6 protein-coding genes and 2 pseudogenes are annotated in these 18,388 nt (G+C 39.2%); 5 read left to right on the plus strand and 3 right to left on the minus strand.

Annotated features, from left to right (window positions below; all coding sequences use genetic code 11):
* Positions 1–258: 258 nt before the first annotated feature.
* Entirely contained in the window at positions 259–2,079 is a 1,821-nt protein-coding gene (locus tag EWV66_RS15260; protein ID WP_052277914.1) for an EAL domain-containing protein, read from the minus strand.
* A 660-nt stretch (positions 2,080–2,739) separates the two neighbouring features.
* On the opposite strand from EWV66_RS15260, the gene EWV66_RS15265 reads away from it, so the two are divergent.
* The 5 genes and pseudogenes from EWV66_RS15265 (at position 2,740) to EWV66_RS15285 (ending at position 8,035) form a co-directional block, all read left to right on the plus strand.
* A complete protein-coding gene (locus EWV66_RS15265) occupies positions 2,740–4,266 on the plus strand; it encodes a bifunctional aminoglycoside phosphotransferase/ATP-binding protein (protein ID WP_287107974.1) in 1,527 nt (508 codons plus the stop codon).
* 58 nt (positions 4,267–4,324) lie between these two features.
* Positions 4,325–4,699: pseudogene (locus tag EWV66_RS15270) on the plus strand (Uma2 family endonuclease); the annotation flags it as partial.
* A gap of 125 nt (positions 4,700–4,824) precedes the next feature.
* Positions 4,825–5,013: pseudogene (locus EWV66_RS15275) on the plus strand (Uma2 family endonuclease); the annotation flags it as partial.
* Between the two features lie 163 nt (positions 5,014–5,176).
* Positions 5,177–5,740, plus strand: a complete 564-nt coding sequence (locus tag EWV66_RS15280) for a Uma2 family endonuclease (RefSeq protein ID WP_002761711.1) — start codon at positions 5,177–5,179, stop codon at positions 5,738–5,740.
* A 243-nt stretch (positions 5,741–5,983) separates the two neighbouring features.
* The gene (locus EWV66_RS15285; RefSeq protein ID WP_287107973.1) at positions 5,984–8,035 is read left to right on the plus strand and encodes an FAD-dependent oxidoreductase; all 2,052 of its coding nucleotides are present in this window, start codon (positions 5,984–5,986) and stop codon (positions 8,033–8,035) included.
* 92 nt (positions 8,036–8,127) lie between these two features.
* Here the strand turns inward: EWV66_RS15285 and EWV66_RS15290 are convergent, their stop codons facing one another.
* Complete coding sequence (locus EWV66_RS15290) at positions 8,128–12,003, minus strand: non-ribosomal peptide synthetase (RefSeq protein WP_287107971.1); 3,876 nt, start codon at positions 12,001–12,003, stop codon at positions 8,128–8,130.
* A complete protein-coding gene (locus EWV66_RS15295; RefSeq protein ID WP_287107969.1) occupies positions 12,003–18,380 on the minus strand; it encodes a non-ribosomal peptide synthetase in 6,378 nt (2,125 codons plus the stop codon). Before EWV66_RS15295 ends, EWV66_RS15290 begins: the two co-directional genes overlap by 1 nt.
* Positions 18,381–18,388: the final 8 nt, after the last annotated feature.

An 18,388-nucleotide genomic window follows, 5' to 3' on the forward strand; every position in this document is an offset into this window, starting at 1 on the left:
GACTCTGGATCCAGCAGCACCCCGCCGCCACAAATTTCTGCTGCTGACAGGTTCGGCAAGAGTCTCACGCTAGATTGAGTAGGTATTTGATCCTAGATTCTCTGTTCAGATCATACCGGAATCAGTGACCAAAATCAGTTATCAGTAATCAGTTATCAGTAAACAGTGATCAGTGAAAGGACAGCACTGTTAATGCTATTTCATCCTCCTCACTTAATACCCCTGACTAAAAACCCAGAGCTGATAACTGGTAACTGATCACTGATCACTGATTACTGACAGGCTGTGGTGGATGTGGAGAAATTTAGTCATTTCCTCCACTGCTAGAGGGCCACTGATGCGATTGCCTTGCATTCTCTCGCAACCTAATTCTTGCAGGATTTCTAATTGTTGTTGGGTTTCTACTCCCTTGGCGATCACTATTAAGTTAAAACTTTTCGCTATCGCCAACAATGACGAGATAAAACGGGTATCTTGGGGATTATTACTCAGGTTTTTCGTTAAAGATTGCTCTATTTTCAGTTTTTTCACGGGAAATTGACCGAGATAGGCGATCGACGCGTAACCGCTGCCAAAATCATCAAGGGTAATACCAATACCCAATTCCTGCAAATCCCCAAGAATTCGACCAGTTTCGCTGCTATTTTCTAGTAAACTTGTTTCGGTTATTTCCATCTCCAGAAAGAAAGTCCCGATTTTGGTTTCAGTCAAGACTTCTTTGAGGATGGTGAGCAACTGGGGATCCCGCAATTGGTGCGGGGACAGATTGATCGAGATGGGAGTGTATAATAATCCTCGCTGCTGCCATATTTGTGCTTGTTGACAGGCATTTTTCAGCACCCAACGATTAAGCTCAAGGATTAACTCGCTTTCTTGGATTAAGGGTAAGAAACGATTAGGAGCGATTAATCCGAATTGAGGGTGTAACCAGCGCAATAATACCTCTAACCCTTCCACTTGTCCCTGAGTCATATTAACTTGCGGTTGATAGTAAAGAGCTAATTCATTATTTCTGATTGCCTGATAGAGAAAATATTCAACTTTAGAACTACGAGTATTTTTAGGGTGAACATTAACTGACTCTATCCTGGAGTTATTATTGATATTATTCTTGACCGCTACTAAATTTTCCTCCAGTTTCTGTAAAATTATTTTTCTGTCTGTGCCGACGGGGGGACAGATAACTGAACCTAAATTTAATCGCACGGCTAGGGAGTGATTTTCGATTTCGTAATTATTTTCTAGGGTTTTAATAATTCTTTGACTAACTTTTTCCAGATCATTAGCATTATTAATTTGTGGCAGCAGGATAATAAATTCGTCCCCTCCCCAACGAGCGACTATATCCCCCGATCTCAAATTTTTTCTTAACCGTTCACTGACGATTTTTAAGAGCTTATCTCCCAGTCGATAACCTAGTCGATTATTGACATTTCTTAGCCGCTCTACATCCACTAATAACAGACCGAGCAGTTGATTACTTTTCTGGGCATTATTAATAGCATTTGACAGATATTCATTAAAGAGAGAACGGTTAGGCAAATTCGTGAGAGGATCTAGGAAAGATTCCTCTTGAGTCCTGTTATCAAAACTAATGGTCTGGGATGGGGAATGATGGAGAATTAGGGTACTTTTCGTGTGGAAGTTATCCCGGCTATAATTTGCTTCATTTTCCGTCAGATCCACTCGTACCTGTCCTGAACTTTTAACTGGTGCTTGCTCTATTTTTTCTTGACTGGCTATTAAATGAAAACTGGCATTTATATCACAGCCAAAGTTAATTAAATCACCATCTTTTAATTCATGAACCAAGCATTTAGAGCCATTGACATAAATACCATTATGACTTTTATTCCCCTCTAAATCACCATCAAGAATCCAATAGGAAAAATTTTGGCGATCAATACTCTTTTTAATTAAAGTCGCATGATAACGAGACGCGTATTTGGAGCGAAGAACAATTTGATTATCGGACTTACGGCCGAGAGAATATTTCATGTCTTCTAGGGTAATTGTTCTTCTCCCTTGAGGATCTTCCACAATGAGGAGATAACGGGAATTGGATGAACCATTAATCATTTTTTCGGTACCTCGACAAAATATAAGTTAATATGCTCCCTCAAAAAGTCATGGCTTATTCGTCTTTGACTTAATTTATTTTCTCAATAAAGTGTTGGGTGTGATTCGGAACAGTTCCTTAACGGCAATTGCGTCACATCTTCTGGTTTCAAGGCCTGAGTAACCCAAAATCTTTGTACCTGTTCAAATTCTGTACTAGGCCGATTATAGTCGATAACATGGCTAAATGCTCGGTTTTTGATGGTAAAGATTGGATAAAGGTTCGATCTTCAAGCTGTCGAGGGGATATTTATAAATATAACTTAAGAAGGAATAGTCAGCATCAAAATTATCTCAAACTAACTGTACCCCTAATTCCTTGGCTTAAAGCTGACCCCGCTTTTAGGGGGTCTTAACGAGTAATTTAGATAGTCAACAGCTTACCGACAATCAGCAATTATCAGTCATCCTTAAACTGGTACAAATGTATGAAAAATCCCGTGTAAGCATCCCACTTGCAAAGCTAATGCTTTCCAGCGTTTGGGGGGTAGAATCCCCCAAGAGTCAAAGATTAAGTGATAAAATCGGAAATAACAGCCAATTTTAGCTGAGGGTTTTCCCGGAAAAATCCCAACCTAGTAAATTTATACAAATGAGATGCAACCGATAGGAGTTCTCGCTATGGATAGCAATCGATTAATCGAAGAATTAAAAAATCCTGACTTTTATCCTCATTCTGTCAAAATTCCCGTTGAAATTATCCAAACCCATGCTTCAATTATCTTCTTGACAGGAGATTATGCCTATAAAGTCAAGAAACCAGTTAATTATAAGTTTTTAGATTTCTCCACTTTAGAAAAGAGAAAGTATTATCTAGAACAGGAACTAGAGTTAAATAAAAAAGTCGCCGATAATATCTATCTAGAAGTTTTGTCAATTAATGATCAACAGGGTAGCATAAGTTTAAATGGAGAAGGAAAAGCGATCGAATACATTTTAAAAATGAATCAGTTTCCCCAAGAATGTTTACTGAGTAAAGTTTTTGAACGGGGAGAACTAACGGAAAAAGCTATAAAATCTTTGGCTGAAAAAGTGGCAGGATTTCATCGACAAGCTGTGACTAATTCCTATATTACTCAATTTGGCAATTTAGAAGTTATTAAACAGGCTTTTGATGAAAACTACCAACAAACCGAGAAATATATTAATTTTGTCCAAACCCAAAAACAATACGATGAAACGAAAGCTTATACAGATAAATTCTTCGCAGAACACGGAGATTGGTTAGAAGAAAGACAAATAAAAGGGATGATTCGCGAATGTCACGGTGACTTACATTTAAATAATATCTGTCAGTGGCAGGGAGAAATACAATTATTTGATCGCCTAGAATTTAATGAATCTTTTCGCTTCGTTGATGTCATGTATGATATTGCTTTTACAGTCATGGATTTAACCGCTAGGGGGAGAGGAGATTTCGCTAATTTATTGGTGAATACTTATTTAGAACAAACCGCCGACTGGGAGGGTTTAAAAGTCTTGCCTCTCTACCTGACTAGACAAGCATATGTGAGGGCAAAAGTCAATAGTTTTTTGCTTGATGGTGACAGTTTTTCCGAGAAAATTAAAGCCAATGCACAGGATTATTATCAATTAGCTTGGCAGTACACCCAACCGCAGAAACCGAGATTAATTCTGATGTCGGGATTTTCTGCATCGGGTAAAAGTACCATAGGGAAAGTAATTGCTAAAAATCTTAATGCTATTCAGATTCGTTCCGATGCAGTTCGCAAACATTTGGCTGGAATTGACTTAAATCAAACAGGAAGTCTAGACATATATAGTCTCGAAATGAGTCAAAAAACCTTCGCTAGACTGGCGGAATTAGCCCGAATTTTAATAGCTTTAGGTTATCCGGTTATTCTCGATGCACGCTACGATAAATATGCTTGGCGAGAACCCTTATTAACCTATGCCCAAAATTTACAGATTCCTTTTCATATTGTCCATTGTCACGCACCTATAGAAGTTTTAAAACAACGGATTGCCGCTAGAAAAGGCGATATTTCTGATGCTACTATCGAGGTTTTAAATGCCCAAATTGAGAAAACAGAACCTTTTAATGAAAGGGAACAACCCTATCTAATTTCCCTAGACACTACTAATCCCGATTGGCCAGAATTTTTAGAGAGTCAATTAGGTAAATAGGTTGAGATGAAGCAACGATATAGCCATTCTTATAAAGCAGCAAGAAGGAGAAGCGATTATGGAAACTGTAGTGTTAAATATCGATGCAGTTAATCTGACCGATGAACAATTTTATCATCTCTGTCAGGCTAATCAAACATGGAATTTAGAACGTAATCAAAAAGGAGAATTATTAATTATGCCTCCCGTGGGTGGAAATAGTGGTAATCGAGAAGCTGATTTAATTGCTGATGTAACGATTTGGAATCGTCAAAGTAATTCTGGTAAAGTCTTTAGTTCTTCGACAATTTTTCGTTTACCAAAGGGAGGATATCGTTCTCCTGATGTTGCTTGGATAAAACGGGAAAGATGGGAAGCTTTGAGCGCAGAAGAGCGAGAAAAGTTCCCACCTTTATGTCCCGATTTTGTGATTGAATTACGTTCTCGTACTGATTCCTTAGGCTCTTCTGGTTTCTGTGTGGAAACGAGGTCTATACTGATACTTTCTTCCGCAAAATAGCCCTAAAAGTCTTGCCCGATAAGCATTTCACGATTCCATAAGCAAAAATTATCACACCTTCCTTAATCTCTTTACAGGACAAGATGCGCGAATATTTAGCCAGTGGTTTACGTTTAGGTTGGTTGATTAATCCTCAACAGCAGCAGGTGGAAATCTACCGACTAAATAGCGATGGGGAAATTATTAATTTACCTGCTACCTTATCTGGGGAAGATGTCTTACCCGGGTTTGTTTTGAATTTAACTTAGGAAGGATTGAGTACCCAGACAGAATTAATTACACATATTTTTCTCTGAACTGATAACTGATACAGCAGTTCTGGCGTTCCCTAAAACCAGAGACTTTGTACCTCACTCTTAAGATAAATGCGATGAGTTATAGTGTATAAAGTAGCAAGAAGGAGAAGCGATTATGGAAACTGTAGTGTTAAATCTAGAGACAGTTAATTTGACTGATGAACAATTTTATCATCTCTGTCAGGCTAATCAAACATGGAATTTAGAACGTAATCAAAAAGGAGAATTATTAATTATGCCTCCCGTGGGTGGAAATACTGGTAAACAAGAAGCTAATTTGATTGTTAAAGTTGGGGTATGGAACGAGCAAACTCAACTTGGTGAGGTGTTTAGTTCTTCGACAATTTTTCGTTTACCAAATGGAGGATATCGTTCTCCTGATGTTGCTTGGATAAAACGGGAGAGATGGGAAGCTTTGAGCGCAGAAGAGCGAGAAAAGTTCCCACCTTTGTGTCCCGATTTTGTGATTGAATTACGTTCTCGTACCGATTCCTTAACCTCTTTACGCGACAAGATGCGCGAATATTTAGCCAGTGGTTTACGTTTAGGTTGGTTGATTAATCCGCAACAGCAGCAGGTGGAAATCTACCGACTAAATAGCGATGGTGAAATTATTAATTTACCTGCTATTTTATCCGGGGAAGATGTCTTACCCGGGTTTGTTTTGAATTTAACTTAGGAAGGATTACAGGGAATAACAAAGGGAATGAGACAGAATCAGGATATCTCTATTGTGTCAAAACATTTCCGGAAAAGCGATCGATTGTCAGCTTGGCGATGTATAATCTCTCAAAAGCCAGCATCAAGCTACAAAGTTCTCAATATTGCCCAAAAAAACAATCAGGATTTCAGGAACAGATGCTCTGGCTTCTTCTTCAAAGAAAGAGGAAACTCTCAGTCACAACATTGATATTTGTCAATAATGTCCCCTAAAATTTTCAATCATCACTTTACTCCTCTTAAATCCCTCTCTCTGGGATTATTTCTCCTGCAAGCTTTCACTCCCCTCACCCTAGCAGCCCCCCCGCGAGAACCGGATCAAAGCGTCGGCTGTGATATTCTGGTGGTGGGTGGTGGTTTAGCCGGTGCCGGTGCAGCCTACGAAGCTTTATTATTAGGAAAAACCGTCTGTTTAACCGAGATTACCGACTGGGTGGGGGGACAGATATCTTCTCAGGGAACCTCCGCATTAGATGAAAGACGGACACAAAGAGAAAAATTATTTTTCCCGAAAGGTTATCTAGAATTTAGGGAAAGAATTAGAAAGCATTACGGGAAACGCAACCCCGGAGAATGTTGGGTAAGCGGGTCTTGTTTTTTGCCTTTTGATGGACATAAATTATTATTTCAACAGTTAGAAGACGCTGCCAAAAAAGGCAAAGGAACCCTGAAATGGTTTCCCTCCACGGTAGTCAAAGAATTAAATATTGAAACTTTACCCAATCGCGGCACCGGTCAACAGATTACCAGTGTAATTGCTATTCAACATAGTCCCGCAAAAGGTACTCCTCCCCTAAATACCGAGTTTTTATCGCAAAAAATGGAGGATATCTATCGCTACGAAAATTCTCCCCGTTTTGATAAGAAAATCCTCCGTTTTGTCCCCAAATCCTCCCAACCGAATCAATTAGCAGATTGGTATGTGATTGAAGCGACCGAAACCGGGGAAATAATCGGATTATCAGATATTCCCTACCGTTTAGGTGTCGATAAGCGCAGTTATCTCGAACCTTCTTCCTCTAGCGTCACTGGCGACCCCTACTGTACCCAGGGTTTTACCTATACCTTCGCCATGGAGGAAACAGAAAAACCACAAACCCACGAGAAACCCGTTTATTATGAACGCTATGCCCCCTATTTTAGCTATGAATTGCCGCGATTAGCCGATTTTGACCTAGTTTTCACCTATCGTCGTATTTGGAGTCCGCAACTGGGTAAAGAGAAAACCTTTGGGGGAATTACTTTTACCGAACCCGTCCCGGGGGATATTTCCATGCAGAATTGGACCTGGGGAAATGATTACCGTCCGGGGACTGCTAAGGATAACTTTATCTACACCCGTGAACAGTTGCAAGAGTTAGGACAGTTATCTCCCGGGGGATGGATGGGAGGATTACGCACCGAAACCCTCGCGAGGGGCGAAGAACACGCCATTTCCTACTATTATTGGTTAGTAGAAGGAACCACCGATTCCCAGTTAGGAGACGGGGTAAAAGTTCCCCATTTGAATAACCGTTATCTCTCCGGTTTTGATTCTCCCATGGGTACTGCTCACGGTTTGTCAAAATATCCCTATATTCGGGAAGCAAGACGGATTATCGGTCGTCCTTCCCTGACTTTCCCCGATGGTTTTACCGTCACAGAAATCGATATTTCCCGACAAAATTTTCAAAGCGATTTCTATCGTCAAAATCTTTCCCCAGCAGAATATCGGCGCTTAATTGCCACCTTGGCAGGATTAGAGGGATTTTCCGTACTTGATGGCACATTATCCCCCGACAAGGCCGTTAAACGCAAGCGATCGACTATTTACCCCGATTCCGTCGGTATCGGTCACTACGCGATTGATTTTCACCCCTGCATGACGGAACATCCCCCCGAAAAACCGGGTAATACAGAAAAAGCAGGAGAAAGACAGGGACAGGGCCAAGCTTACCCCTTCGAGATACCTTTAAGGGCTATAATTCCCCAAAAAATCGATAATTTATTGATAGCGGGTAAAAGTATCGCTCTTAGTCATATTGCTGCGGCCGCCTATCGTGTCCATTCCTTCGAGTGGTCTTCCGGGGTAGCTGCTGGCATCACGGCAGTGTATGCTTTAGATAATAATGTACTGCCCTATCAATTAGTAGAAAGTGATTTTCTCATCGGGAATAAACAATTGCGAGAATTACGGCAAAAAATCGACGCTAGTGGTAATCCAACTATGTTCCCCGATGCCTCAATTTTCCGGTCGACAGATAATTGGTATTAATTAGGGTTTACTGAAAAAACTTTTTCAGCAGACCCTAGGTACTGCTCATCTATGTCTCTCAGATTGCCAGATTTCGTCCGCCACCTAAACGGTTACGACTGTTTTGGGTTGAGAATACTATTAATAATCAGAGCGTTTTTTGGAAGATAAGGAGGATCAATCATTTCACGATGAATACCAGTGGCATAATGATTGATTCTTTCTCCTTTTGTTGCTTGTGTCCAATCATCTTGAGCTTCATAGTTTCCCTCAGCACGAATCAAATGAATAGTCCCTTGAATTTGTACATTTTTTAAATCAGAATTCCAAAGAAAATTAAAGTATTCCCACACTTGATGATAAGTGCGGTCGCGGAGTTTTTGATTCCCTAAAAAGTAACCTCTTAATTCCTGACGTTTGGGATTTAATAAGAAAGCATCAACCCCTTCTTGAATCTCTGACATATCAGCTTTTTTAGCCTCACGTCCTCCTCTGTAAGTATCCAGTAAAATGACATCAGAAACAACTCTCCCTCGACTTTCTAATTGTTGAGCCATTAACATCGCTAAAAATCCGCCAGCGGAATGTCCCATTAATTTTATATCTTGATCCTGAGCTAAATTCTCAATTAATTCAGCGTATTTTTCTAACATTAATTCATCGCTAATATAGCGAAAAGTATAGAGAGCATAATCCGTTATATACTCCGCTAAATTGGCATAAGCAGCAGCGAAACCAAGGGCGGGTGGAAATAAAAAGACGGCCTTTTCTTGCTCCTTATTAAACACCACATAAGGACGTTCTTTCGGTTGAATATTCATCTCCTGAGCATAGATAATATAATCGCTTAATTCGGCTACTGTTGGCTTTTCATAAATCATTGATAAAGGAATTTCTATGGCGATTTTTTCATAAATTAAAGCCATAAGATTCATAGCTTGTAAGGAATGACCCCCCAACTCAAAGAAGTTATCATTAACCCCTATCTTGCCAGCTTGTAGAAGCTGTTGCCAAAGGCTTACTAAGATAGTTTCCGTTTGATTGCGGGGTGCTAAATAGGGTGATTCAACTAAAGAAGTCTCATCCGGTATAGGCAATTTATGAAAGTCTATTTTCCCATTAGGATTTAAGGGAAAATCCGACAACATCACAAAGGCAGAAGGGATCATATAAACGGGTAATTTCTGCTGCAAGAAACGGCGCAGATCCTGAGAAGTTAATAAGGGTTCTTTTCTCATTACATAAGCAACTAACCGTTGATTATATAAGGTATCTTCCCGCATAATCACAACAGTTTGTTCAACGTTGGGATGAGTTTCTAAAACTGTCTGAATTTCTCCTAATTCAATGCGGAAACCTCTCAGCTTAACTTGATTATCAATCCGCCCTAAATATTCAATATTTCCATCAGGAAGATAGCGAGCTAAATCCCCCGTTTTATATAATTTACCCTCGGCAAAAGGATGAGGAATAAATTTTTCAGCCGTTAATTCAGCTTGGTTGAGGTATCCACGCGCTAAACCCATTCCACCAATATGTAATTCTCCAGCAACACCAATAGGAACCGGTTGGAGATAACTATCGAGAATATAAACTTGGACATTAGCAAGGGGGCGCCCAATAGAAATTAACTGGGAATTGGGCTGACAGCACCAGACAGTAGTATCAACGGCGGATTCTGTTGGTCCATAAATGTTATATAATTTACAGTTTAACTGCTGAAAAAATCGTTGATTGAGTTCATAAGGTAGGGCTTCTCCCCCGACAATTACTCGTTTTAAACAGTGGCAATCTTTGCTCTTAGGATGTTGCAGAAAAACTCGCAATATTGAGGGAACAGCAGTAAAATAAGTCACTTGTTCTTTCAGAATTAAATCTATTAAATAATCTATATCTTTATAGCGATCAGATTTAGTGATCACTAGGGTAGCACCTGAGGTTAAAGACAAGAAAATTTCCCAGACTGAAACATCAAAACTAAAGGCAGTAATTTGGAGAACGCGATCTTCAGAGGTAAGATTATAATGATCAATAGTATATTTTAGAGTATTACAAATTCCTTTATGAATATTCATCACGCCTTTAGGTTTTCCCGTTGAACCCGAAGTGTATATAACATAAGCTAAATTTTCTGGGGTAACTGGAGAGGTCAAATTCTCTTGACTATAATTAGCTATCCTTGACCAATCTGTATCTAAACACAGTATTTCGGCTTGATTTTCGGGCAGAAATTGGACTAAAGATTGTTGAGTTAACAACAGAGAGATAGCAGAATCAGATATCATATAATCCAAGCGCTCAGGGGGATAATTAGGATCCAAAGGAACATAAGCTCCCCCGGCTTTAATAATTCCCAATATTCCGATGATCATCTCAAAAGAACGCTCAATAAAAATCCCCACTAATACTTCTGAAGTTACGCCTTTTTCTTGTAAATAGTGACCGACTTGATTAGCTCGATTATTTAACTCTCGATAGGTCAATTTTTTGCCCTCAAAAATAATAGCTATTGCCTCGGGATTATCTCTAACTTTTTCTTCAAATAACTGGTGCAGACACTGTTGAGAATAAGCGACTTCGGTTTGATTCCACTCTATTAGTAATTGATGCCGTTCTTCAGGGGTTAATAAATTAATCTCAGATAATTTACAATCGGGATTCTGAATTACACTTTCAATAATTTGTAAAAAGTGACCGCTCATTCTGGCGATAGTTTCAGGCAAAAATAAATCCGGCTCATATTCAATAGCTAATGTAAGATTATGACTATCTTCAAAGAAGCTCCAAGTCATATCAAATTGAGCCATCCGTGGTTTTAAGGGATAAGGTTGATGTTCCAAACCAGGAATTTTTAAGACAGTTTTGCTTTCTTTACTCAGTAGAGAAAACATGACATCAAATAAGGGATTTCTGGACAAATCACGTTCTAAATTGAGAGCGGATACTAATTTATCAAAAGGATAATCACGATATTCATAGGCATCAAGACAGGTGTTAGTTACTTCCCCTAAGACTTGCTTAAAAGTTACTCCCTCTGGTAATAAAGATCTCAAAGCCAAGGTGTTAACATAAAACCCGATCTGGTTTTCTAAATCAGGATGATTTCGTGCTGAAATAGGGATACCAACTACTAAATCACGCTGGCCGGTGTGGCGGTAGAGTAATATTTTAAAGAAGGTCAGTAGGGTAATAAATAGAGTCGTATTATTTTGAGTGGCAAAGGTTTGTAATTGTTGGCTAAGACTCTCACTAAATTGATAAGTGTAGGAAGCCGCTTGAGAAGATTTTACTTGAGGTCGAGGGAAGTCTATCGGTAAGTTTAAGATAGGGGGATGTTCGGCAAAAACCTCACACCAATACTCATGTTGTTCTCTAACTTCTTCACTTTCTAACCACTGATTTTGCCAGGCCGCATAATCTTTATACTGTAGGGTAAGAGGGGGTAATTCAGCTTTTTTTTGTTGAGTATAAGCAGAGTATAATATAAAGAACTCTTGAAAGATAATATCAAGTGATTGTGCATCTCCAATAATATGATGGACAGTCAAACCAAAGATAAATTCTTCTGAATTAATCTGCACCAATAAGACTCGAATAAGGGGCAGCTTTTCTAAACTAAAAGGTAAATTTGCCGACTCTTGAATTAAATCATCTGCCAAGAGTTCAGCATCTTTTTCTCCTCTTAAATCTTTAAAAATGATTAACTGTTCTGTGGGGATTCCCTCATGAATAACTTGCTTAATATTGCCCCCAACACTGGCAAAAGTGGTTCTGAGAATTTCATGTCGGTTTACCAGTTCTTGAAAGGCTGCTGTTAATATAGAAACATCTAATTTGCCATTAATTCTCATGGCAAGCCTAATATTATAAGCACTAGAAGATTCGCTGATATGCTGCAAAATCCAAAGCCTTCTTTGACCGTGAGAGACTTCGTAATATTTCTGTTTTTTCAGTGGGTTAATTGAGTCAGATTGTGGTAAGTTGATCATCATTTTTGTCGGGATTGAATTAATACAGCTTGTTCTTTTAAAGTATTATGGGTAAAAATTTCCCGTAATCGGAGGGAAACCCCAAATTGATTACGGATTTGTGACACTAAGCGCATCGCCTTTAGACTGTTTCCTCCTAGTTCAAAAAACGACTGATTACTGTTACTCACTTCTGCTTCTAATAACTCACCCCAAAGGGAAGCTAATAAAGCTTCTTGTGGATTAAAATCTGGGACTTGGTTAGTTAAGTGAGTAATATTTTCTTCAGGTTTTGGCAAAGCTAGACGATGAATTTTTCCATTGGGTAACAAGGGAAAAGCTTCTAACCGCATTAAAAAGCTAGGCTGCATATAAATCGGTAAGAGTTGCTTTAATTTACCTCGAATATATTCCTGATGAACTGTATCCTCTGCCTGATAATAAGCAATTACGGTTACTAATTCCTCCTTTTTATTAGCTATAACTAAAGCTTTTTCTACTCCCTCAATCCCACTGAGGACATCTTCAATCTCTCCTAATTCAATCCGTACCCCATTTAATTTAATTTGATTGTCACTGCGTCCTATTACCTCTAAAGTTAGATCAGGAAGCAATCTGCCTAAGTCTCCAGTACGATAAACTATATCCCTCCCCCCATTCAAAGGATTAGGCACAAAAACTGAATGAGTTAAGCTTTCATCTTGATAATAACCTTTGGTTAAATAGGGGGATTTAACGAACACTTCTCCTACTTCTCCTATTGCCCTGGCGCGATTTCCATCAACCACTGCATAAGCGGTATCTGGCAAAGTTTGACCACCCGGAACCCGTTCATAGGGAATATTATTAGGGTTTGGAATTCGATAAAAATGCTTAACAAATGTAGTTTCACTTGCCCCATAAATATTCACAAATTCTGTCTGAGAGCCAAAAATTTGATGCCATTCAGCCAGTTCTTTCACAAATAAAGGCTCTCCTCCTAAGACAAAAATTCGCAAACTTTTCAGGAGATTATGTGCATTAACTAAACCACGCCCTATCTTTAAAAACAGACGCATTACCGAGGGGACAGTGTGTAGTAAATTGATTTGCCATTCTCCTATTCGCAGTAATAAAAGCTCTAAGTCTTCTCGCTCTGTACTCTCTGGAATATACAGAGTTCCCCCTGAGCATAAAGTCACACAGGTTTCCCTCAAATAAGCATCAAAATTAATTTGAGCAATTTGTAAACAGCGCCAATTTTCATTGATGTCAAATTCCCGTTTTTCCCAATTAATGAAATGACGTAAGCTGCCGTGACTGCCTAAGATTGCTTTAGGTTCACCGGTTGAGCCAGAAGTAAACATAATATAATTAGAATCATCAGCATCCGGCATAGCTAGAACGGGTTTCAGGTTGCTTAATTGGCAAGGAAACTCTTGATAATCCATGCCATTCCACTGATGATATTGCTGAATTTTATCAGCCTTAACCACTAGGATATGAGGCGGTTTTTCTAATGCGGATAGTTGGGGTTTAATCTTCTCTAAATTCTCGGCCGCAACTAAGATAATTTCGGGGCTGGTTTTAATCATCATGCGTTGCCAGCGCTCCTCTGGTTCATCTAAACGTAGAGGTAAATAGATTCCCCCGGCTTTAAATACTGCCAGCATAGCGATTAACTGACGATAATCTCCTTCTAGGAGAACACCACAAACCTTATCTTTTTCCACGCCTAATTCTTTTAAGGCATAAGCCCAAAAGTTAGTTAGTTCATGTAATTCTTGATAGCTAAATTTACCCCCGGGATAAATTATCGATGTTTTCTCTGGTGTGGCTTCAACTTGGTCAATAAAATCATGGATAACCGTGCGAGTTTCTAAGCGAGGAATAGGATTGATAAAATTGGCAATGAAAGCGGTTTCTGCCTCCGATAACAAAGAAATGTCTTTGACGGGTTGGGCGGGGTTAGATAGCATTTCATTCAAGAGTTTATCGAAGTGAATGAGACATTTTTTCATCCTCTCCTCTTGGAATAAGTCGGTGTTATAAATTAGCTCTAATCTGAGTTTTTCCTCATCTTCACTGAATACAAAAGATAGGTCAAATTTACTGGTCGGGGTGAGGGAATCTAGAGATTTTATTTGTATATTTTCCAAGCCTACAGATTGCTCAAAATTTTGCAGAAGGACTAATATATCAAACAAGGGAGTGCGGTTAATTTCTCTAGAAACAGCTAATTTCTCTACTAAAATATCAAAGGGATAATCGGAATGTTCTAAGGCTTCAGTAACGGTTTGACGAACCTTTGCGAGTAGATTTTTGTAGCCTTTTTGGGGTTCAATTTGGTCACGAATAACTAAGGTATTGAGAAATAAACCGATTAGAGATTGCAGTTGAGGATGGTTTCTAGTGGCGATTTCTGTACCAATAGTAATATCATGTTGACCACTGTAGCGATACAGCAATATTTTGACAGCCGCTACCAATGCCATGAATAGGGTTATTTCGTTTTCCTGACAAATTTTTCTTAATTTAGAAATCGTTTCTCGGTCAAATGTCCAGCTTAAATGAGAACCCTTAAACGTCTTTATTTGGGGACGTTTAAAGTCTGTCGGTAAGTGAACTCTGGTCAGTTGTCCATTGTCCAGTTTTTGCCGCCAGTAATCTAGGTTTTTTGAATTATTTTCGCTCCTTAAAAGATTATTTTGCCACCCTGCATAATCTTTATATTGTATCGGCAATGGCTCTATATTAGGCTGTAATCCTTTGGCTAAATCAGAGTAGTATTCTAAGCATTCTTTAGCTAACAAACTCATTGACCAACCATCACAGATAATATGATGAATTTCTAACTCCAAAATATATTCATTCGGAGACAGTTTATAAACCTTAGAGCGCACCAGGGGACTTTTTTCTAAGTCAAACGCTTTTCTCTCTTTTGCAATCGTTTCTAAGATTTCTTCATCAGGTTTATTTGTCCAGTCTTTAAATTCCCAATCAAAAGGACGATTTTGCAGGATTTTCTGTTGTGGTTCACCGTTAATTAAAATGAAAGATGTCCGCAGGGATTCATGACGGGAAATCAATAATTGTATGGCTTTTTCAAAGACATCTGGGCTAAAATTTCCTGCTATTTTGAGGGTGGAAACAATATGATAAGCTACATTATTGAGCTCCATCTGTTGCAAGACATAGAAACGTCTCTGAGCATGGGATGTTTCGTAGGTTTCTTGTGCAGATACAAGGGGAATAGTGGCTACCGTCAGAGGGGGAACAGTGCTTAATAATTCTGCTTGTTCAGCAATGGTAGGATGAGCAAATACTTGTTTGATGGGCAAAGATTGCCCTAACTTTTCTTGAATTTTACTCACTAGAGAAATAGCTTTTAAGCTATGTCCTCCTAACTCAAAGAAGTTGTCATTAACCCCTATTTGTGATAGCTGAAGAACATCTTGCCAAATCTGAGCTAAGAGGCTTTCTTTTTCATTTCTTGGGGCTAGATAAGCAGATTCAATAATTGATGTCTCATCGGGGACAGGTAATTTTTTCCTGTCTATCTTGCCATTGTTATTTAAGGGAAAATCTGACAACATGACAAAGGCAGAAGGAACCATATAAGCGGGGAGTTGCTGCTGCAAGAAACGGCGCAATTCTCCGATACCTAATGAGGGGAATTTCCTGACTATATAAGCGACTAAGCGTTGATTTTCTGACGTATCTTCTCGCAAAATAACTACGGCTTTTTCCACTTGAGAATGGGTCTCTAAAACTGCTTCTATTTCCCCTAATTCAATCCGTAATCCCCTCAGCTTAACCTGATTATCAATGCGCCCTAAAAATTCAATATTGCCCTCTGGAAGATAGCGAACTAAATCCCCCGTTTTATATAATATACCCGAATTAAAAGGGTTAGAAATAAATTTTTCTTTAGTTAATTCCAGACGATTGAGATAACCCCGCGCTAACCCCACACTGCTAATATGTAACTCTCCAGGAACCCCAATCGGAAGCGGTTGTAAATTCTGATCTAAAATATAAATTTTTGTGTTAGAAATTGGCTTGCCAATAGACGGGGATGAGGAGTTTCCTTCCTCATAATCGGGAACTATTCCTGAAGTGGTTACTACTGTATTCTCTGTAGGACCATAATTATTAATAAGCTTAAAAGGCATTGATACTGAAGGATAATGATGGAGTTTATCCCCACCCGTTAAGATAATTCTGAGGGCTATATTTTCATCCCATTCTAAAGATAAAATCTTCTCAACTAGGGGAGTTGGTAAAAAGCTGACGGTGATTTCTTGGGCAATTAACCAGTCTCGCAACTCCGGGGGAGATTGCATGATTTCAGGTTTAACTAAGACAAGACTCGCACCGGCTGTTAAACAGGGCCATAACTCCCAAACCGCAGCATCAAAAGCGCTTCTTGCTAGTTGAGTAGTTTTGTCTAAAGGCGTAATTTCAAAAGCGTCTTGATGCCAACAAATTAAATTCATTAACCCCCGATGGCTAATTAATACTCCTTTGGGTTTTCCCGTTGAACCTGATGTATAAATAACATAGGCTAAATTCTCAGGAGTCGTTAGATTGAAGGGATTTTCTGGGCTATAGGTAGCTATCTTTTCCCAATCCCTATCTAAACACAGTAATTCGGCACCAGTTTGGGGAAGAAAATCCCCTAAAGATTCCTGAGTTAACACCAAAGAAACACCCGAATCTGAGAGGATATCCCCCAAGCGCTCGGTAGGATAATCTGGCTCTAAAGGTACATAAGCTCCCCCAGCTTTTAATATCCCTAATAAACCGATGACCATCTCTAGGGAACGCTCCATAAAAATCCCGACCAAACTTTCTGGATTCACCCCCTTATCTCGTAAACAGTGAGCTAACTGATTTCCCCGGTTATTTAACTGTTGATAGGTCAATTTGTGTCCTTCAAAAATAACCGCTATTCCCTCGGGATTCTGGGCAACTTGTTCCTCAAATAATTGATGTAAAGACTTATCTAAAGGATAATCAGCCTCAGTATTGTTCCACTCTACTAATAACTGATGTTGCTCTTCTGTTGTCAATATAGGTAATTGTGTTACTCGTTGCAGAGGTTCAGTAACAATTCCTGTTAAAATAGTCTGTAAATGTCCTGCCATCCGTTCAATCGTATCCTGAGTAAAACGGCCAGTATCATAGATTAACTGAATCAGTAACTCCTGTTTAGGAATAGCAACCACCGTCAAAGGATAATTAGTTTCCTCAAAATTCTCCACATCCTTAACCCTTAAGGATTGACGAGAATCTCTCGATAACGCTTCTCTGGGATAATTCTCAAAAACGACCAAACTCTCAAACAGGGGAACCCCCGGTGGAATATCACTCAATCTCTGTATTTCAGCCAGAGAAACATAAGCATAATCCTGAATTTCTGCTTGCTTTTGCTGTAATTCCTGTAACCAAGATAACAATAAATCTGATTCTCTGATGGAGACGCGCAGCGGCAATGTATTAATAAATAATCCTACCCTATGTTCCACCCCTGATAAATCATGGGGGCGACCAGAAACCGTAACCCCAAATAAAACTTCTGATTCCCCACTATAGCGACTGAGAAGAATCGCCCAAGCGGCCTGTACTAGAGTAGATAAGGTCAGATTATGCTTTTGCGCCAAAGATTGCAGGTCTTTGGAGTGAGAAGCCGATAAATGACAGTTATACTCTTTATAAGTCGGCTTACCTTCAGATTTCATTAACTGGAGTCTGTCCACCCTCAGGGGGGTGGGAGTCATAAACCCTTCAAGAGTTCGCTGCCAATAACTCTCAGCAATAGATGGGTTTTGCTCCTGTAACCAAACAATATAATCTTGATAAGGACGCGGTGAAGGAAGATGATAACTTTTCCCTTGAATACCTGCCTCATAAAACCCTAAAACTTCTTGATAAATAATAGGCATACTCCAACCATCCAGAATAATATGATGATGATTGCAGAGGAATTTATAAGTTTGGTCTGATAGTTGAATCATCAAGCAGCGCATTAAAGGAGCAACTTTGAATTCAAACCCTTGTTGACGCTCTGTTTGTAACAATAAATCTAAACGCTGTTGTTGTTCTGTGGGGGAAAGATTGCGCCAATCCTGATAATCCCAAGGCAAATCAACCTTTTTTCGCACAATTTGCAGAGGTTTTTCCCGTTTTTCCCAAAGAAATAGAGTCCTTAATACCGAGTGACGCTCTACAACTTTTTCCCACGCTTGCCTAAAAACTGTAAGGTTAATTTCTCCCTCCAGAGTAATTAGAGTTTGACTACAATAAATCCCTGAATCAGGAGTATAAAGACTATGAAAGAGCATCCCTTCCTGCATGGGGGAAAGAGGATAAATAGACTCCACATTTTTGGCGGGTTGATTTTTTGTGTCTGCCATGAAAGATT

The sequence above is a fragment of the Microcystis sp. M_OC_Ca_00000000_C217Col genome (assembly GCF_007095585.1).
Taxonomy (GTDB): Bacteria; Cyanobacteriota; Cyanobacteriia; order Cyanobacteriales; family Microcystaceae; genus Microcystis; species Microcystis panniformis.